Annotated in this window: 20 protein-coding genes; 17 read left to right on the top strand and 3 right to left on the bottom strand. The window is 43.6% G+C overall.

All coding sequences use genetic code 11. From position 1 onward, the window contains the following. The first annotated feature begins 12 nt into the window (after positions 1–12). The gene (locus tag H3V00_RS08515; protein WP_198207610.1) at positions 13–1,422 is read left to right on the top strand and encodes an FAD-dependent oxidoreductase; all 1,410 of its coding nucleotides are present in this window, start codon (positions 13–15) and stop codon (positions 1,420–1,422) included. Positions 1,423–1,499: 77 nt separating this feature from the next. On the opposite strand, the gene H3V00_RS08520 is transcribed toward H3V00_RS08515, so the two are convergent. Continuing rightward, positions 1,500–3,128: an FAD-dependent oxidoreductase gene (locus H3V00_RS08520; protein WP_198207608.1), complete on the bottom strand. Its 1,629-nt coding sequence runs from the start codon at positions 3,126–3,128 to the stop codon at positions 1,500–1,502. A 13-nt stretch (positions 3,129–3,141) separates the two neighbouring features. After that, positions 3,142–4,650, bottom strand: coding sequence for a polyamine aminopropyltransferase (locus H3V00_RS08525; RefSeq protein ID WP_198207606.1), 1,509 nt, complete (start codon positions 4,648–4,650; stop codon positions 3,142–3,144). 197 nt (positions 4,651–4,847) lie between these two features. Here H3V00_RS08525 and H3V00_RS08530 point away from each other — a divergent pair, with 197 nt between their 5' ends. Genes H3V00_RS08530 through speD form a run of 4 tightly spaced genes read left to right on the top strand, consistent with a single transcriptional unit; the run spans position 4,848 to position 8,533 of the window. Then, entirely contained in the window at positions 4,848–5,246 is a 399-nt protein-coding gene (locus tag H3V00_RS08530) for a DUF350 domain-containing protein (RefSeq protein ID WP_037391781.1), read from the top strand. Positions 5,247–5,277: 31 nt separating this feature from the next. Next, complete coding sequence (locus tag H3V00_RS08535) at positions 5,278–6,321, top strand: SPFH domain-containing protein (protein WP_084551306.1); 1,044 nt, start codon at positions 5,278–5,280, stop codon at positions 6,319–6,321. Positions 6,322–6,329: 8 nt separating this feature from the next. Then, on the top strand, positions 6,330–8,168 hold the full coding sequence (locus H3V00_RS08540) for a DUF4178 domain-containing protein (RefSeq protein WP_198207604.1): 1,839 nt from the start codon (positions 6,330–6,332) through the stop codon (positions 8,166–8,168). After that, positions 8,156–8,533: an adenosylmethionine decarboxylase gene (gene speD / locus H3V00_RS08545; RefSeq protein WP_025330048.1), complete on the top strand. Its 378-nt coding sequence runs from the start codon at positions 8,156–8,158 to the stop codon at positions 8,531–8,533. The genes H3V00_RS08540 and speD overlap by 13 nt, the downstream gene beginning before the upstream one ends. Positions 8,534–8,837: 304 nt before the next feature. Here speD and H3V00_RS08550 read toward each other — a convergent pair whose 3' ends face one another. Next, positions 8,838–9,644: an outer membrane protein assembly factor BamD gene (locus H3V00_RS08550; RefSeq protein WP_038648650.1), complete on the bottom strand. Its 807-nt coding sequence runs from the start codon at positions 9,642–9,644 to the stop codon at positions 8,838–8,840. On the opposite strand from H3V00_RS08550, the gene rluD reads away from it, so the two are divergent. The 12 genes from rluD to H3V00_RS08610 all read left to right on the top strand — a co-directional run bounded on the left by rluD (position 9,643) and on the right by H3V00_RS08610 (position 19,238). Next, positions 9,643–10,773, top strand: coding sequence for a 23S rRNA pseudouridine(1911/1915/1917) synthase RluD (gene rluD, locus H3V00_RS08555; protein WP_084553288.1), 1,131 nt, complete (start codon positions 9,643–9,645; stop codon positions 10,771–10,773). The genes H3V00_RS08550 and rluD overlap by 2 nt on opposite strands. Before the next feature lie 9 nt (positions 10,774–10,782). After that, on the top strand, positions 10,783–11,574 hold the full coding sequence (gene pgeF, locus H3V00_RS08560; protein ID WP_174831600.1) for a peptidoglycan editing factor PgeF: 792 nt from the start codon (positions 10,783–10,785) through the stop codon (positions 11,572–11,574). 320 nt (positions 11,575–11,894) lie between these two features. After that, entirely contained in the window at positions 11,895–12,422 is a 528-nt protein-coding gene (locus H3V00_RS08565; RefSeq protein WP_198207602.1) for a DUF6882 domain-containing protein, read from the top strand. Positions 12,423–12,823: 401 nt separating this feature from the next. Then, a complete protein-coding gene (locus H3V00_RS08570) occupies positions 12,824–13,555 on the top strand; it encodes a beta-ketoacyl synthase chain length factor (protein ID WP_037392580.1) in 732 nt (243 codons plus the stop codon). Between the two features lie 41 nt (positions 13,556–13,596). Beyond that, complete coding sequence (locus H3V00_RS08575) at positions 13,597–14,322, top strand: 1-acyl-sn-glycerol-3-phosphate acyltransferase (RefSeq protein ID WP_232335973.1); 726 nt, start codon at positions 13,597–13,599, stop codon at positions 14,320–14,322. Between the two features lie 3 nt (positions 14,323–14,325). Then, the gene (locus H3V00_RS08580; RefSeq protein WP_025330055.1) at positions 14,326–14,583 is read left to right on the top strand and encodes a phosphopantetheine-binding protein; all 258 of its coding nucleotides are present in this window, start codon (positions 14,326–14,328) and stop codon (positions 14,581–14,583) included. Positions 14,584–14,620: 37 nt separating this feature from the next. Next, positions 14,621–14,878, top strand: coding sequence for an acyl carrier protein (locus H3V00_RS08585; protein ID WP_025330056.1), 258 nt, complete (start codon positions 14,621–14,623; stop codon positions 14,876–14,878). After that, complete coding sequence (locus tag H3V00_RS08590) at positions 14,871–15,419, top strand: membrane protein (protein WP_041879327.1); 549 nt, start codon at positions 14,871–14,873, stop codon at positions 15,417–15,419. Before H3V00_RS08585 ends, H3V00_RS08590 begins: the two co-directional genes overlap by 8 nt. Positions 15,420–15,421: 2 nt before the next feature. Then, a complete protein-coding gene (locus H3V00_RS08595) occupies positions 15,422–17,125 on the top strand; it encodes an AMP-binding protein (protein ID WP_198207598.1) in 1,704 nt (567 codons plus the stop codon). Next, a complete protein-coding gene (locus tag H3V00_RS08600) occupies positions 17,122–17,862 on the top strand; it encodes a glycosyltransferase family 2 protein (RefSeq protein ID WP_198207596.1) in 741 nt (246 codons plus the stop codon). The genes H3V00_RS08595 and H3V00_RS08600 overlap by 4 nt, the downstream gene beginning before the upstream one ends. Further along, positions 17,855–18,805, top strand: coding sequence for a glycosyl transferase family 2 (locus H3V00_RS08605; protein WP_041879321.1), 951 nt, complete (start codon positions 17,855–17,857; stop codon positions 18,803–18,805). The genes H3V00_RS08600 and H3V00_RS08605 overlap by 8 nt, the downstream gene beginning before the upstream one ends. Beyond that, positions 18,789–19,238: a thioesterase family protein gene (locus H3V00_RS08610; RefSeq protein WP_096765686.1), complete on the top strand. Its 450-nt coding sequence runs from the start codon at positions 18,789–18,791 to the stop codon at positions 19,236–19,238. The genes H3V00_RS08605 and H3V00_RS08610 overlap by 17 nt, the downstream gene beginning before the upstream one ends. Position 19,239: the final 1 nt, after the last annotated feature.

Raw genomic sequence — 19,239 nt, forward strand, 5'->3', positions numbered from 1 at the left:
AAGGAACACCAGATGAGTCAACGCGAAAATGTTTATCAGTTTATTGATGTGCCGCGTGTCGATCCCCCGAAAGAACCGCTGACTGTACGTCGGCATGAGTTCGCGGAAATTTATCAGCCGTTTACTACTGCACAGGCTATTGCGCAGGCAGACCGCTGTCTGGCCTGTGGTAATCCGTACTGTCAGAATAAATGCCCTTTACACAATAATATTCCCAACTGGCTGCGACTGGCCAATGAAGGAAGAATTATCGAAGCAGTTGAACTGGCACACTCCACCAATAGTCTGCCGGAAGTATGCGGACGGGTTTGCCCGCAAGACCGCTTGTGTGAAGGTGATTGCACGCTGAATGCTGAATTCGGAGCGGTTACGATTGGCGCCATTGAAAAATATATTACTGAACAGGCTTTTGCACAGGGATGGCATCCCGATATCAGTAAGGTGGAAAAAGTAGGCAAAAAAGTCGCGGTAGTCGGTGCCGGTCCGGCCGGGCTGGGTTGTGCCGATGTACTGATTCGCAATGGAGTGGATGTTACGGTCTACGAACGGGCGACAGAAATCGGCGGTTTACTGACTTTCGGTATTCCGGCTTTTAAACTGGAAAAAGAAGTGATGATGCGCCGCCGTCATGTACTGACTGATATGGGTATTGAGTTCAGACTGGGGGTAACAGTAGGTGAAGATGTTACTCTGCAGGAACTGGAACAGCAGTATGATGCAGTATTTCTGGGTGTGGGTACTTATCAGGGGCTGCGTGCAGGTATTGAAAATGAAGATGCCGCTGGTGTTTATCTGGCATTACCTTATTTAATCGGCAATACCGAACATTTGCTGAATATTCCCAGTAAAGATTATGTTTCTATGGCCGATAAGCGCGTAGTGGTTCTTGGCGGTGGTGATACTGCCATGGATTGTGTGCGTACAGCTTTACGTCAGCAAGCAAAAGAGATTATCTGCGCCTATCGCCGCGATGCGGCCAATATGCCCGGGTCAAAAAAAGAATTCAATAATGCGCGTGAAGAAGGTGTTCAGTTCAGATTCAATGTGCAGCCACAGGCAGTAGTGACTGATGCTGATGGCACAGTAAGCGGTATTCAGGTAGTAAAAACCATAATGGGCGCGCCGGATGAGCGCGGGCGCCGGCGTGCTGAAATTGTTGCCGGCAGTGAAGAAGTGATTGCCTGCGATGCGGTGATTGTGGCGTTTGGTTTTGCTCCGCACAGTATGCCCTGGTTAAACAGTGTTGGTGTTACTGTGGATGAACGCGGCCGGATTCAAACCTGTGGTGAATATAAACAGCAAACAGCCAACCCCAGAATTTTTGCCGGTGGTGATATTACCCGTGGTTCTGATCTGGTAGTTACTGCTATTGCCGAAGGTAGAGATGCGGCACAAAGTATTATGGATTATCTTGAAGTTTAGAAAGTTTGTTATCTGAATCAAACAGCCTGCTGCCATATTTCTGGCAGCAGGCTGTTTAATTGTTCTGATACCGCATATTAGGGTTGTGTCAGTATCTGAACTGCCGCACGTTTACCCCAGTAGCAGGCTTCTTCAAAAATCGAATAACCGGATAAATCACTGTGTGCAAACTGTAAGCGACCGGTATAAGTACGCAGCGACTGTAAACCCTGATTGGACAGATAGCCCGGTTGCGGTACAGCCATGGCATGGCCACGTAAACTTAAACGCGCCTGCAACATACGCCGGCGTAGTTTAACTCCATAGATTTGCTCCAGTTCTGCGGCCGCACATTGATAAATTTCATCGGTTGAGGCAGACAGCATCCAGCGGCGCACATTAGCAGGGGTATCATGATTCAGCGCAGTATAGGCGGTAAATGAGGTATAGGCTGGTGGCCCTTGCCGGATTTGCTGGTGGGTTGCCACCACATAACCCAGTCCTTTTCCCTGATAGAGGATATTATCCCAGGCGAGTTTGCTGCCCTTGCGTTCTGCCGGAAAACCACGCAGCAGAAAGTTTGCCACAATCCATGGTGCATATTGCGGCATATGGATATCCGGTTTGAATCCGTACTGCTGAATATCTTTAACCACATGAGCTGCAATATAAAGTGGCATGGCACATACAGCATGCTGAGCCTCGAGCCAGTAATATTGTTGCCGCTCTGTACAGATAAGCAGGCGAACACCCTGATTATGCTCCTCAATTGAAACAGCAAAGGCATTGATGCTATATGGCTGAGTGCGCGGCAAACTAATATCCGCCAGACCGGTTGCCGGATGCAGGCGGCAGAATGTGCGTATCCGTTGCGACAGTTCATTCAAACCATCAGGCCATGTCATTATTGTGCCATGCTCATTTTGCTGATTACCGCGTGCACAAAAATAGTGCAAACCTGCCCAGGCACTAATTTGTCTGATACCTTGTCCGTAATCATCACGGCAGCAATAGTCCAGATACCATAAAAATGTCGGCGAACGATAGTTTTGCTGCTCAAGCCAGTCAGCAAATGTTATTTTTTCCAGACGGCGCCATTGGCTATCCATGCTGGCTAAATCAAGCGGAATAGTGAATAAACGCTTACCATCCGTACCACGCTGACTACTGAGCCTGTGTATAAACTGAAAAAAGCGTTTACTGTCGGCATCTGTATGCGGCAGTAAATCGTTCTGCCATTGCTGCTGATAAAACAGACGCTCATTGGGTACTTGAAGTAAAGCCCGCTCATCATAGACACCATGCTGATAAAGCTGTAAATCACTAAGTAGTTCGCGAATATGTTCTGATTCAGGCGAAGGCAGGGGCAGATAATGGGCTCCGGTCGGATAGTTTACGCCAAACTGCTGTTCGCCGCGGTTATTGCCATTGCGTTCAGCCCCGTCAAGTAAAATATAATCCTGCATGCCTTGTCTGGATAATTGCCACGCCGCAGCCAGAGCTGCCGCCCCGCTGCCGACAATCACAGTATTCACGCTGAATCTGGGTATCTCTGCCGGGACATTTATACGAGCATCACGAATAGCATGACCGGTTGCCTTACCGGGAAAATCTATACTGACAGGCGGCTGCCCGGGTCTGAAATAGCGCCATGCCTCATAGCCGGTTAGACCTATCATACTGGCACCGAGCACATGGCTGAGAAAACGGCGACGACTGATTTTCATTTCTGCTATTCCTTTAGCGCATGACAGCGCGCCAGTCAGCTTCAAAATACTCTACCAGCTTTTGTGTATTCAGATGATTGGGTTCAACAGAGCGGCGTTGCATATCTTTCGGAAAAATAAACATTTCTCTTGTACTATCGGCATCCAGATAGCGTGTTGTTACCTGATAATGATCAGGAATCAGAAATTCACCGCTCTGATTTGCCATTACATAACCCCATTCACCGAATGACGGAACATAAACATGGTAAGGCAGAGTCTTTAAGCCGGCCGTTTCCAGCGTGTTCACAATACACCAGAACGCATTCGGGGCAAAATAAGGTGAAGTGGACTGCACTACGATATTGCCCAGCGGATTTAGATGCTGTGCAACCATCCGGTACATCGGAACTGAATACAGCTTGCCCAGAGAAAAATTAGACGGGTCGGGAAAATCGATAATGATTGCATCAAATTTCTGCTGATTGTGTTCCAGCCACTGTGCCGCATCCGCATTGATAATATGCATTTTCGGATTATTCAGTGAATTCTGGTTTAGCTGGCGCAAATGAGTAGAGTTACGGAATACTTTAGTCATGCTGGCATCCAGATCGACCAGAGTAACCTGCTTAACCTGAGGGTATTTCAGTACTTCACGAGCAGCCAGTCCGTCACCGCCGCCCAGTATCAGAACACTGGCAGTCTGAGGATTCTGTTCCATTACAGGCAAGACCAGTGCTTCGTGATAACGGGCTTCATCTATTGAAGAAAATTGTAAATTGCCGTTGATAAATAAACGGGTATCATTATGCCATTTTGTAATGACCAGACGCTGGTAAGGAGAGGCTGTGCTGTATACGACCGGATCGCCGAAATAATGCTGTTCTGCCTTATCGGTAATTTTATTGGCATAGCAGAAAAGAAGAATCAGAATAAGCAGAACTACATTACCGCGCAGATACAGGCTGCGGTAGCGGCGTAAGTTTCTTTTAAATAATCGCGCAGTTAATAATGCAACAACCGTATTCAGAATACCGAACAGCAGAGCACTTCTGGCCATACCGAGTTTGGGTGCCAGAATCAAAGGAAAGAGCAGGGAAACAGCCAGTGCACCCAGATAATCAAAAGTCAGCACCCGGCTAACAACTTCTTTAAATTCAACTTCCCGCAAATTGAGTACCCGCATGACCAGTGGCAGTTCCATTCCGGTAACAATACCAATGGTCAGCACCATTCCGTACAGTATCGAACGAAAAGGTGTCTCAGAGAAACCAAACAGAACAAACAGCAGCAGCGCAGAAATACCGCCAACGATACCCACCAGAATTTCGATATCAATAAAACGGCTTAATGCATCTTTGTCCTTAATATAGCGTGTCATATGTGCACCGATACCCATCGCAAACATGTACACGCCGATAATTGAAGAAAACTGAAGTATCGAATCACCAAGCAGATAACTGGCCAGAGCAGCAATAATCAGTTCATATGCCAGACCGCAACTGGCTACCACAAATACCGATACAATTAAAGCAGGATTCACCGTTTATCCTTTTATTCATTTTGTCTGCTTCAGGCACAGGCTGCTGTGAGGCATCCTATCTGACTAAACTGTATATACTGATAAGGCAATAGTTATATTCAGATGTTAAATTTATGCATATTAAAGTAAATTCAATACTATACAAAATAATTATTATACGGTATGTTTAACATCAGAAATAATCGGGATAATAAATAATGACAATTCCTTTATTGCAATATCTCCAATATTTGAAATATTTTGCGGTGGCGCTATCCATGCTAATCGCATTTGCTTTGTTATATATGCGTATTACTCCTATAGCTGAGCTGAAATTAATTAAACAGGGGAATATTGCCTGTGCTGTTTCACTGAGCGGCTCAATGATTGGTTTTTGCATCACTCTGACTTCCAGTATGCTGCAATCAGTTAATCTGGTCAGTTTTATTATCTGGGGCATAGCAGCCATGATTATTCAGATTCTGGTGTATTTGATTGCTACCCTGCTGATACCTAAAGCTAATCAGGAACTGGTTAATAATAATATTGCAGTCGGAATTCTGTTTTTTGGTTTGTCTGTGGCTATCGGTATTCTCAATGCTGCAGCATTAAGTTAAAAATTAACTTTATTTAAACTGGATACGAACAATGGTAATGAATTCAATTTTTGGCAGTAATGGTCTGGGTGGCTTCATTAAGAAACAATTTATTGACGTTATCCAGTGGGAAAATCCTGACCCGGATGTATTAATGTGGCGGTTTCCCTTACAGGATCAGGAAATTCAGAATGGTGCTGCTCTGGTGGTGCGTGAAGCACAGTCTGCTCTTTTTGTGGATGAAGGTCAGATTGCAGATCAGTTTGGTACAGGAACATTTACCCTTAATACCCAGAATCTGCCTTTACTCACCAATCTGAAAAACTGGAGTAAATTATTTCAGTCTCCATTTAAATCGGATGTGTATTTTTTCAATCTGCGTCAGCAATTATCCAGACGCTGGGGAACTGCACAGCCGGTTACCATTCGCGACAGTGATTTTGGTGCCATCGCTGTACGCTCGTTTGGCATGTACACTTTCCGCATTGCCCAGCCGGCAGTTTTCTTTCGTGAAGTAAGCGGTGTCTGTGAAGAATACCGAACTGAAACACTGGAAGAGCAGCTGCGTAATCTAGTTATTACTCAGATGGCCACTGCTTTTGGCAATTCTTCTATTCCTTTTCTGGATATGGCTGCTAACCAGCTAATGCTGTCACAGCAAATGATAACATTACTGAAACCAGCTTTTGCAGAGCTCGGACTGGAGCTGGAAAAGTTTACTGTGGAAAGCATTACTCTGCCGGAAAATCTGCAAAAGCGTCTCGATGAGCGTATCGGCATGGGTATTGTCGGAGATATAGCACGTTACACCCAGTATCAGACTGCACAGGCCATTCCGCTGGCAGCGGAGAATGAAGGCGGTATTGCCGGAATTGGTGCCGGACTGGCTGCCGGTATGAATATAGCCACTGTGATGACTTCAGGCCTGACCGGAACGGTGGCTGCACAGACTGCACCGGCCGGTAGTACTGAAAACGGATCTTCAGATTTAACTGCGCGGCTCGCGCAACTGAAAACATTGCTGGAGCAAAATCTGATTAGTCAGAATGATTATGATACTGCCAAGGCTGAGATTATCAAAAAAATCACCGGTTAATTCGCAGTATGAATAGTTCATCCTCTTATCTTCTGCACACAAGCTGTCCCAGCTGCGGGGCTGAAATCGGAATCCGTTCAGCCACCGCAGTCACTGCGGTTTGCGGCTATTGTCATTCTGTTTTATTAGTTAATCAGAATAAACTGCTTCAGTCAGGGCGCCATTCTGCAGTATTGAATGATTTATCTCCGCTGCAAATCGGTACTACCGGTAAGTGGCAGGGTAAGTCATTTATTCTGATCGGGCGTATTCAAGTACATTATGAAGCAGGTTTATGGAATGAGTGGCATGCACTGTTAGAAGATGGCAGCAGTGCATGGCTGTCTGAAACTAATGACCGTTTTGCTTTTACCCGTTTGCAGCCGGCATCTGCCGGTGAGGAAAAATTACCCGAATTCAGTAGTCTGAAAGTCGGTAAAACATTTTTTAAGTATCAGTCACGTTGGTATGCTGTAGCTGATATTCACAAAACCAGCCGCGGTCAGTATGTGGCTGAAGGTGAGTTACCTGTATCGCTGCCAAATTCTGAAACAGCACTGGTAGCTGATTGCCGTAATGGTTTGTCATTTATTACGCTGGATTACTCATCCGGTCAGCAACAGCCTGAAGTATTTGCAGGCCGGGGAGTGACCCTGAAATCACTGAAACTGCAAAACACTCGCAGAAAAGAACAGATACGCAGCCAGGCCGGTTATGTAAAAGGCAGAACTAAAAGAGGTAAATGCCCGAGTTGCGGCGGTGAAATTCTCTGGGTAAGCGGGGTAACCGATTACGTACTATGCCAGTATTGCCACGGTCAGATGGATATGAGTGAAGACGCGGCATTACAGAAAAACATCAGTGAGAAGCGTGAATGGTATGAGCGTCAGTTAACCATTAAAATTGGCAGTAAAGCACGTATCAACAATGAAGACTGGTGGGTACTGGGTGCAATGATACTGGTGGAATTACCAGTACAGATAGCTTTTCCGGATGTACCTTTGTATGTTCAGGTTATGCGTGAAGAGACAGAGGAAGAAGACAGTCTTGGCTGGACTGAATATCTGCTTTACTCACCCAGAAAAGGCTTTTTATGGCTGCTGGAGCTGGAAAATAATCAATGGGCAATGTCTTCAACACTGGACGATTGGCCTATTTTAAACGGACCATTACAACCGCTCGATTTAAAAAGAGAAGATATTCCGTTTTTATATGATTATGCTGCCCATGTAATGTATGCTGCCGGTGCATTTTACTGGCAGGTTGCTCCGGGCGATAGAATGTATTATATCGATTATGGTTGCAAGGCGCATAAACTGTCTACAACGCTCACGGACAACGAGCAATCATGGTCTGTGGTCAGCACCATCCCTGCTTCTCTGGTGGCTGCATGGTTTCAAAATGATAAAAATATCAGTATTAAAGCAAAACCCCTTGAGCGGGATAAAGCTGTTGAAATTGTGCGTGAACATCAAGGCATTAAAGCAAAAGATTTTAATGCCGACAATATCAGAAAATGGTCCCGGCAAACCTTTATAAATTCTCTGTTTAATATTTATAACCCTAATTTCTGGATAGCTTTATTTGTTGTTTTAAATTTACCAGTAATTTTTATAATATTGGTCGGCGGACCGGCTGATTATGACTATGGAATTGATGCGGTGCTAGTGTTTATATTTGCTTTTAGTTTACTGTCGACTGTGCCCAAATTAAAAACTCGTCAATTAAATAAAACCAGAAAATATAATATTTATATTGCTGCAATACTATTAATTGCATTTACATGGATAGATTATGCCGCGCATGAAACAGATACAAACTCTTCGGGCGGGCATTATTATAGTAGCAGCGGGCGATGGCACAAATAAAACAGCTTAGTCATAGTGTAGGGCAGCACTGTTTACTGGATGTTTATCAAACAAACGGTAACTGGTTGCAGGATGCTGTTGCCATCGAAGAATTATTGCGTCAGGCTGCGCAGGCAGCACAGGCGCATATTCTTACCAGTCATTTTCATACTTTCGGCGGCAACGGTGGTGTTACGGGTGTATTGTTATTGGCTGAATCACATATCAGTATCCATACATGGCCTGAACATCACTATGCTGCCATTGATATATTTATGTGCGGACAGTTACTGACTGAAGCTGCTGTGGCAAAATTACAAAAATTATTACCGGATGCACAGATGCAGATTCGCTGGTTAGCACGCGAATATTTGCCAAAAGTATAAAATTTTTCTGAACTGAAATCAGGGTAACAATAATCAGAACATACTTTTCAATTTCAGAAACGATGCCTGCAGAAATTCCGAGCATATTAAATAAATATTTGCTGTAAAAAAGAATACAGATTACTTGTACTTGTACTTGTACTTGTATTTGTAAGTCCTGATTACTTCTGTGCACCATGTGCAATAACTATACAGAGCAGAATAATCAATTGCGCATATACAAAAAATCAGACCAACATCTGCGCATTGGTCTGATTAAGAAGTGTAGCTTATCTGAGACTGAGTACCGGAATATCAGCCGTAATTACTTCCAGTAACGCCACCATGGAATGGTATTGTGATCCTGCCATGGTTTCTGTAAATACGGGCTGTTCGGGAAATTCTGTGCCAGTACACGTTTGGTATCATCACTGAGTTTCTGCTCGCCCAGATTTGCATATGCTGAAACCATGATTGCCAGAGCTTCTTCAACATTTGGCGTGTTCTGAAATTGAGAAATGACAGTCTGTGCCCGTCCTACCGCAGCAAGCCACGCACCGCGCTTCATATAATAGCGTGCCACGGAGAGTTCATTACCACCCAGTGCATCCAGCAGTTTCTGCATTTTGGCACGGGCGTCGTCAGCATATTTGCTCTGTGGAAAATACTGTACGAGCAGAGCAAAAGTAGCATAAGCTTCACGGTTTGCTTTAGGATCGCGGTCAGACCAGTCCTGTTTTGCCAGTTTGCTGACAAATGATTTGTCTTCATTGAGCTGAATCAGCGCTTTCAAATATAGCGCATAATCCATATTCGGATGTTGCGGATAAAGACGCTGGAACTGTTCAATAGCAGCCAGTGCCTTATCGTTCTCATCATCCTTATAATAAGCATAAGCCGTATCCAGCTGAGCCTGTTCGGCATAAGAACCATAAGGAAAACGTGCCTGCAGAATTTCGTATAATTTCTCTGCATGAGTATAATTACGGTGCATCAGCTCATCATGTGCTTCATTGTACAGACGCTGAACTGACCAGTCCTGGGTAATCTGGGAATCTTTATCTACCGTACTTGTGCTGGCACAGGCACTCAGTAACAGGCCTAAGGCCACCGCCAAAAACAAATTTTTCATGAAAGACACTTCTTTGTTAGAGAATGATGACGATTATAACGATGATTTGCCATTTACGGCAGATGATAGTACACAAAGTTATAAAAATTGGACAGTACCTAATGAACTGGCCGGCCTGCGTCTGGATGCCGCACTGGCAAAACTGGCACCGGAATTTTCCCGCAGCCGGCTGACTGCGTGGATAAAAGACGGCCATGTCACAGTCAATGGCAGCGTAGTCCCGCCCAAGTATAAACTGATAGGCGGCGAAGCCATACAGGCAGCCATCCAGCAGGATGAAAGCCAGCTGGCTTTCATACCGCAGGCTATGTCACTGGATATTATATATGAAGATGATAGTGTACTGGTACTGAATAAACCGGCCGAGCTGGTTGTACATCCTGCAGCAGGAAACTGGCAGGGCACATTACTCAATGGTCTGCTCGCGTATTGCCCGGCACTGACACAAGTACCACGAGCCGGTATCGTACATCGTCTGGATAAAGATACCAGCGGATTAATGGTTGTCGCCAAAACCATAGTCGCACAAACTCATCTGGTTCGTCAGTTACAGGCACGGACAGTCAAACGTACCTATCGTGCTGTTGCTGACGGGGTAGTGCCGTTTGACGGTAAAATTGAAACACTGATCGGACGTGATCCGCATAATCGTACCCGTATGGCTGTTGTCCCTTTTGGCGGCAAAGAGGCCATTACGCATGTTAAAGTACTCGAACGTTATGCCGATTTCAGCTATATCGAATGTCAGCTGGAAACCGGCCGTACTCATCAGATTCGCGTGCATATGAAAGCTGCCGGACATCCGCTTGCCGGAGATGCTCTTTATGGTAATCCGCGCCATCACGCCACAACAGAAGTCAGAGACGCTATTAAAATGCTGGCACGTCAGGCACTGCATGCCTACCGGCTGAGTTTTATTCATCCGCAAACTCAGGAGAATATGCAATTTGAAGCTCCGTTACCGGCTGATATTTATCATTTACTGTCTGTACTGCGTTTACAGGCTGGCATGGACTCTTCCATTAAAACAGAAGATCAATGGCAGCAGCGGCTGAGTGCGGAAGCAGCAGAAGATGATGACTGGGACGACGATGATTATGATGTGGATGTTATTTATGTACGCGAATAGGACAGAGGAATGAATCAATGGGACATGAATCAGGCACTCGGTCTGAATCAGAATAAAAATGTCTTTTTTAATGCACAATGGCCGGCACCAGCCAGTGTGCATACCCTGTTTACAACACGTCAGGGCGGTGTGAGCCAGCCACCGTTCAATTCATTGAATGTCGGAGCACATGTCGGTGATAACGCAGATGCCGTGCAGCATAATCGTGCATTAGTACAACAACAGGTAGCAAAACCTCTGGCTTATCTGAATCAGGTGCACAGCGCAGATGTTATTAATGCTGTGTCTGCGTTAACTGCGTTGCAGTCAGGTACACCGGCCAATGCTGATGCAAGCTTTTGTCACCGCGGCGAATCGGCAGCCTGTGCGATTATGACAGCCGATTGTTTGCCGGTATTATTGTGTGACCGTGCCGGAACAGTAGTTGCTGCTGCACATGCCGGCTGGCGTGGACTGGCAAACGGAGTATTGCAGAATACTGTAGAGGCTATGCAGGTTAACCCTCTGGAAATATTAGCTTACCTTGGTCCTGCAATTGGGCCGGAAGCTTTTGAAGTCGGCGCTGAGGTATGGGAGGTGTTTTGTCTGAAACAGCCAAAGGCACAGACTGCATTTACGGATATTGGTAACGAGCACTATCTGGCTGATATTTATGCTCTGGCACGGCTGGCTCTCGCAGATGCCGGTGTGCATCAGGTATATGGTGGAACGGAATGTACCGTATTGCAGCGTGAGCGTTATTTTTCTTATCGTCGAGACGGGAAAACCGGCCGTATGCTCAGTGCAATCTGGCTCGAATAAAACCGCAATGGATTAAATTGCTTACAAATTGAATTCATTTTTTAGCCAGATCATCAATATTTTATAGAAAATAATCAACTTAAAAAATAAATCGTAGATGCTTCTGGCGAAAAATTTAATCCGGTCATGCATGCTAATAAAGTGGTAAATATCTGATAATAAATGCTTAATAATATTGTAAGTATATACTTTGTTTAGTTAACTATATAAAACTGATTTAGAAGTTGATAATTATCGTGATATAATTCAAATAGTTATAACAAGCAATAAATATATAAAATAATTGTTTCTTAACCAGTATTATAAACAGGGGATAAAACATGGGTAATTTCTTAAAAAAACTTTTTGGCAGCAAAGAAAAAAATACTGATCAGCATACAACAGAGCTTTCCGAGCCAGAGCTTACCATTGCCCGCGCAAATAACGAGATACAATTACGCACGCAGATAGCAATAGATACCTGGGGTCTTGATACCGCTGAATGGAGTGCAGACCTTGATACCGGTACGATTACTTTTGTCAGTCATGAAAAAAAACTGATGGTAACTGCCCCAGTACAAATAGTTGGTACATACAATACTGAAGACAATACCTGGTTATGGGGGTGGGATCATCCGTCAGTCAGTGAATCGCTCAGTATAGCTGCACAAAAAGTGCGAGATTTTGGTACTGAGTATCATCTGGAAAAACTCACCACTCGCAAACTTATGGTTTCTATGGATGATGCATGGGGATTTGCTGCACTTGCGTGTTACCTCAGCGGCGGTGAAGGCTGCTATACCGGTTCGGCAGACACAACAAAAATATTCATGGTCTATGGTACGGTAACAATAAGTAATAAAGACTAACCAGCAATCTATTATCGAAGTAATCAGTAAGATTAGATGTGCATTACTTTGCGGATATGACATTGAAATTTCCATAAATAAGCGCTTTAACAGAGGAGCACTGCTTTTATGTGCTGATAGGTATATACTAATATCTGCAAATAAATTAATTTAAAATCCAAATAATAATTAACACTTAATTTAAATTTTAAATTACATTTAACCATTTACTCTTAATATTTTTAATCATTAACTATTAGATATTTATGGTATTTAATATTGTATAATCAAATACTTTAAAATTTACCAAATATATTGAAATTAAATTGATTCAAATGACATTAACAATTAACAAAAAATCTTATTGTTTATTGTTATATATTTACATATAATGCCAAGTTTATAAGATTTTCAACAGATATATGAAATTTTCAATATCTGACTGGCATGCTGTTAGTCCTTTTCATCATACGCCGGAAGACTGGCAAAAATGGGTTGCTCAGCGCAGAAATGTAGGTGGTTTACCGGTTAAAGATGTGGATTTATCTTTTTTGCCGGCAATGAAAAGACGCCGCTTAAGCTCTGCTGCTCGTTTGATGTTTGCTGCGTCATGGCCGCTGCTGCAAGAGGATGCTTCCTGTCCGGTAGTTTTTGTTTCTCATGATGGTGAGATCAACCGCAGTTTTCAATTGTGGAAAAGCCTGATACAGCAAGAAGAGTTATCACCCACTTCGTTTGCCTTATCAGTACATAATGCCATTATCGGACAATGGTCGCTGATGCGGGGTGATATGAGCGAAAGTATTGCGCTGACTGCCAGATACAATGGTTTAGAAATCGGAGTTACTGAGGCTGTAGGTCTGCTGGAAGAGGGGGCATCACAGGTTTTGGTAGTCGTAGTAGAAGAACCTCTGGCTGAGGAATATAACGTAGCTGCTGTACGTGCTCCGTTTCCGCTGGCACTGGGGTTAATTATTACCAGAGGTGAACAGGTAAGCCTGACTTATTCAACAGCAGATACTGGCAACGAATTATTATCTGGTGAACTGAATTATTACAGTAGTGCACTGGAATGGATTACACAGCAGATTACAGCGCAACCGGTGCGTCATCAATCTGCGGAGCAAGGTATCTGGCAGTGGCAAATTGGTTAACGGATTGGTGTAACTGGCTGTGGCGCTGGTGTGCAACAGCAATGGGTTTTGTAATTTTTGGTGTATTCGGGCTGCTGTTTAAAATAATTCTGTGGCCTTATACCTTACCTGCTGCAAGAAAAAATGCAGGCAGCCAGATAAAGGCGCGACGGCTGGTTGCATCTGTCTGGGCGGCATTTATCCGTTATCTGAGTATCACAGGAGTTATTGCTGTCCGCTATCATGGTTTTGAACGTTTGGGTCGCCCCGGGCAACTGATTTTAGTGAATCATCCTTCATTACTGGATGTTGTGTTTATGCTGGCCAAAGTACCGGTGCTCAACTGTATTGTTAAGAAGGATTTGTTGCATAATCCGGTAATGAAAAACTCGATACTTGCCTGTGGATTTTTACCGAATGATGAATCCTTACAGGTTATTGAGGATGCGGATGCAATACTGCGCAGCGGGCAGAGTATGCTGATTTTTCCTGAAGGCACACGTACCGGATGGGATAATAAAATTTGTTTTAATCGTGGTGCTGTGTCTATCGGATTACGCAGTGCCAGCGTAATTACTCCGGTCGTGATTGTCATGAATCCGCCGGCACTGAAAAAAAACCAACCCTGGTATCAGATACCAAAACAGAAAATTCATTATGATTTTTATGTTGGTGATGATATCGATCCACAGCAGTGGTTACAACGCAAACCTTTGCCAATTGCGGCAAGACAACTTAACCAGCAGTTGCAGGAATATTTCCAGCAGGAATGCAGTAGAAGAAAGTAGTAAATGAGCGATTTAGTTATTCAGATTAAAGAATTAATTATTGACAGTTTAGGGCTGGAAGATATCACAACAGATGATATAGGTGATGATATGGCCTTATTCGGGGATGATGGTCTAGGACTTGATTCAGTAGATGCTCTGGAGTTAGGTCTGGCTATCCAGAAAAAATTTGGTTTGCAAATGGAAAATGACAGCAGCCAGCTGCGCGAGTATTTTTTTAGTGTTAATACATTAGCAAATTACATCCAAAGCAAACGTTAAAGATAACCTGTTTTTATTTTAAAAGGGAAACCTGTGTATGACTGAACAGGAAATTTATGCCATTCTGGCAAATGCACTGGAAAATCTGTTTGAAATTGCTCCAGAGCGAATCAAACCGGAAGCCGATTTATTTGCGGATTTAGAAATTGACAGTATTGATGCTATTGATCTGATTGATTATATCAAGCGCCAGACTGGACACAAATTACAGGCAGAGGATTTTCGCAATGTGCGTACGGTAGCTGATGTAATTCAGGCAGTCATGAACAAGGCCAAACAGGCCGAGAATGCCTAAATTATATCCGGTAATTAATACTGTACTCGTTCTGGTCAGTATCCTTTACCCGTTTATCTGGTATTTTGGTCAAAAATACACCGGTGTTATTCCGGTTGCAGTATTAATGGCGCTGATCTGGCTGTTACGGGCATTACTTAATCGTCAGCCATTACAAAAGCTGTTGTCATGTGCAGTAATGTTACTGTTTATCGTTTTAGCATGGCTGCATTCAGCTAAAGCCATGTACTGGTATCCGGTAATGGTAAGTGCGCTGCTTTTGCTGGTATTTGGTGCAAGTCTGTATAGCCGGCAGTCTTTAATTGAGCGTCTTGCCCGCTTACAGCGTCCTGATCTGCCTGCTTCAGGTGTACGCTATACCAGACGTATTACTCAGATATGGTGCGGTTTTTTTTGTGTGAATATCATAATTACCGCTGGTTTGATTACCGGTGAATACTGGCACGCATGGACTGTATATACAGGGCTGATTTCTTATCTGCTGATGGGAATACTGTTTGGCGGAGAGTTTCTGTATCGGCGGTTAATATTAAAAATATAAATATGATGACGTCAGAGCAATTCTGGGCAGAGCGGGCCCGAAGTCAGGCTTTATTTACTACTGGTCAGAGCAGCCTGAGCTGGCAGCAGGCCATGGCACAAATAACGGCATTAAGCCAGTATTTGTCTGATCATTCTGTCAAACGTGCCGGTCTGTATTTTGATGATAGTGCTCATTTTGCTATCGCTTTACTGGCATGTGTGCAGGCCGGTACAGATGTTTATCTGCCGGCTAATCTTTCTGATGAAAATGCTCAGTGGCTGGAGCAGACTGTAGATATTTATCTGTCTGATGAAATTAATAATCAACTAAATATTCCGTCATTACCGGCATCTGCATGGATTTCACAGAGTTACAGTGAGTCTGACAGAAAGCCAATAAATAATATCGCGGTATTTTTGCAAACATCAGGTTCTACCGGTAAAGCCAAACTGATTAAAAAAGACTGGAACGTATTGTGTCTTGAGGCACAGATTCTGGCAGCGGTATTACCGGATTCAGTTATCAAAGACCAGCCGGTTGTGCTGGGCAGTGTCAGTGTACAGCATATGTATGGGCTGAGCTTTCTTATTATGCTCAGCATGTATCTTGGATTGCCGCTTTATCGCCAGCGCCTTATTTTTCCGGAGTTATTGCTGGTAACTAGTCAGGCTTTTAAAAAAGTTATCTGGATCAGCAGCCCGACTTTACTGCATACATTCCGGCAAACTCATGATATCTCTCTGGCTAAAGGGCATGTGAGTGCTGTTATTTCTGCCGGCGGAATACTGGCACAAACCAATAAAGATTTTTTGCATGAACATATCTGCTCTGAAGTAATTGAAATTTATGGTAGTACTGAAACTGGCGCAGTAGCCAGTCGAATCAAACAGCCATACTGGCAGTTTTTTCCTGATATTAGTTATAGCGTTAGTCAGAATGGTTTGGCTGTTCAGTCGCAGCGCTGTACTACCGAGCAATTACTGGCTGATGCAGTGGTGGAGCATGAAAATGGTTTTGATTTGTTAGGCAGGATAGACCGGATTATCAAACTGGCAGATAAACGTATTTCCCTTATGCAACTGGAAAATCAGCTTATGCAGCATGAATGGGTTGCTGATATTCATATTCTAAAGCATCCTGAGGGTACTCATCTTGCGGCATGGGTGGCTTTGACCGATGCCGGCATTCAGGAATGGTGCAAACAGGGACGCAAAGTTATTATTCATCAGTTAAAAAACTATCTGGCTAAAAGTCAGGAAAAAATTGCCTTGCCGCGCCATTGGCGGTTTACAACAGTGTTACCGCGCAATACACAAAGTAAACTGAATCCGGAGGATGTACAACAGGCCATTTTACAGCCAGTTATCAATCCTGTTGTTCTGGATCAAAAAATGATTTCTGCAGATGAATACTGGTTACGTATTCAGGTCCCTCTGGATCTGGAGTATTTCAAAGGTCATTTCGATGTATTTCATCTGGTACCGGGCGTTATTCAGATTAAATGGATAATAGAACTGCTACAACAATGTTCGTGGCTGGTTCAGGCACCGTTACAAATGGAAAATCTGAAATTTCAACATTTTCTTCGGCCGGCTGATGTTGTTGAACTGGTATTTAAGCGTGATTGTGTCCGCAGAAAAATTTCCTTTCAATGCACAATGCAGGATAAAAAAATTACTTCCGGCCGGTTGGTGATACCTGATAGTGAAAGTGATGCATCATGAAAGTGCTGGCATTGATTCCGCATTATAACCATTTGCATACAGTAGGTAAGGTAGCTCAGTCGATGCTGGGCTACGGGATAGATTGTCTGATTGTAGATGACGGTTCTGATGAAACAATTCGTACGCAATTACGTGAATTATTACAACCCGGTATTGAAATAATTTATCGTGCCAGTAACGGTGGCAAAGGTGCAGCGGTTAAGGATGGCATAAAGTATGCTGCCGTACATGGCTATACACATATTTTGCAGGTAGATGCTGATGCACAGCATTGTCTGGAAGATACGCAAAAACTGATAACTGCCGCTGAAGCACAGCCTCATGCAGTTATTTGCGGGCGACCGGTTTACAATGACGATACACCAAAAGCACGTCTTTATGGACGTAAAATTACTAATTTCTGGTTGGCAGTAAATACGTTATCAATGGATATTCAAGATGGAATGTGCGGATTCCGTATTTATCCGCTGGTTCCTACCTTTGATGTGATCAGAGAAAAAAAAATCGGTAATTACATGGATTTTGATGCTGAGCTTCTGGTGCATCTGCATCGGCGGGGCTGTGTCTTTATCTGGATTGATACCCCGATTACTTATGCTTCCGATGGTATTTCCCATTTTCGGGTCTGGAAGGATAATGTTCTGATTTCCAGAATGCATGCACGTTTATTTTTCAATATGTTATTGAATTTACCGGATATTTTACGAAATCGCCGGAAAAGGAAGCTCCATGGCTAATTCAATCCGCCACTGGGCTAATCAGCAGGAACGGGGAAGTAGCTTTGCCTTGCTTCTGACCCGTTATCTGGTTAAATATTGTCCTGTACTGCTTTTGTCACCGATAGTTTGTATAGTAGTGGCATATTTTTATCTGACCGCGTCATCGGCACGCCGAAATGTTGCCTGTTATCAGCATTTATTAGCAGAAAACCATACAGAGCTGTCCCGGATTCTGTCCGTAAAAGGATCTGTATTCCGGCAATTTTATGCTTTTGCTCAGGCTATAGTCGACCGCTTCGCGGTCTGGCAGGGGCGCATCAGATATGAAGATCTGATTATTCATGATCCGGATAATCTTACTCAGTATATTGATCAACCTGTTGCAGGTACTACGGGTCAGATATTTGTCTGTTCACATTTAGGAAATACAGAAATCTGCCGTGCATTAGTCAAAAAACATAAGAGTCTTATACTGAATGTGCTGATTCATAGCAGCCATGCAGTGAAATTTAATCAGGCTTTAAAAGACGCCGGTGCTTCACGGATTCGTTTAATTCAGGTGACATCTCTGGATACAAAGGTAATGATGGAGCTGAATGAAAGAGTGCAGCGTGGTGAGTGGCTGGCTATTGCTGCTGACCGTGTACCGGTAAGAGGAGAGAAAATTGTAGCCATCCCTTTTCTCGGGCAGACAGCAAACTGGCCACAGGGACCATGGTTATTAGCCGGATTATTAAAAGTACCAGTCAATACCTTGTTCTGCTTTAAACAGCAGGGTAAGTATCATTTACATATTCAGCGTTTTGCAGCAAATGTGAACTGGAAACGGCAAAAAAGGGAGCATTGTATTAAACAATATGTTCAGCAATATGCTCAATTATTAGGTACTTATTGCTGTAAAGCACCAAGACAATGGTTTAATTTTTTTGATTTTTGGAATCAGGATGACAGGGCAATATAAGCAGTTACGGCACAGTGTGATTATTGAAGTACCTTTCTTTGATGTCGACTCAATGGATATTGTCTGGCACGGACATTATGTCAAATATCTGGAAGTAGCACGCTGTGCTTTTTTAAGTGCTATAGGTTATGATTACAATGTCATGAAAACCAACGGTTATGGCTGGCCGATTGTGCAACTTAATCTCAAGTATGTACGACCGGCTGTTTTCGGACAGAAAATCCGCGTTGAAGTTGTATTAAAAGAATATGAAAGCTGTTTGAAGTTTGATTATGTCATCAGTGACATTATCAGCGGCAAAAAGCTTACCAAGGCATCAAGTATGCAGGTTGCTGTGTGTATGCAGACACGGGAAACTCAGTTTCAGACTCCGGAAAGCTGGTTACAGGCAGTGCGGAGTGCCATGCAAAATGGTTTGAAAGGGGAAGATTAAT

Origin of the sequence: Snodgrassella sp. W6238H11 (assembly GCF_016100525.1) — a bacterium.
Lineage (GTDB): Bacteria > Pseudomonadota > Gammaproteobacteria > Burkholderiales > Neisseriaceae > Snodgrassella > Snodgrassella alvi.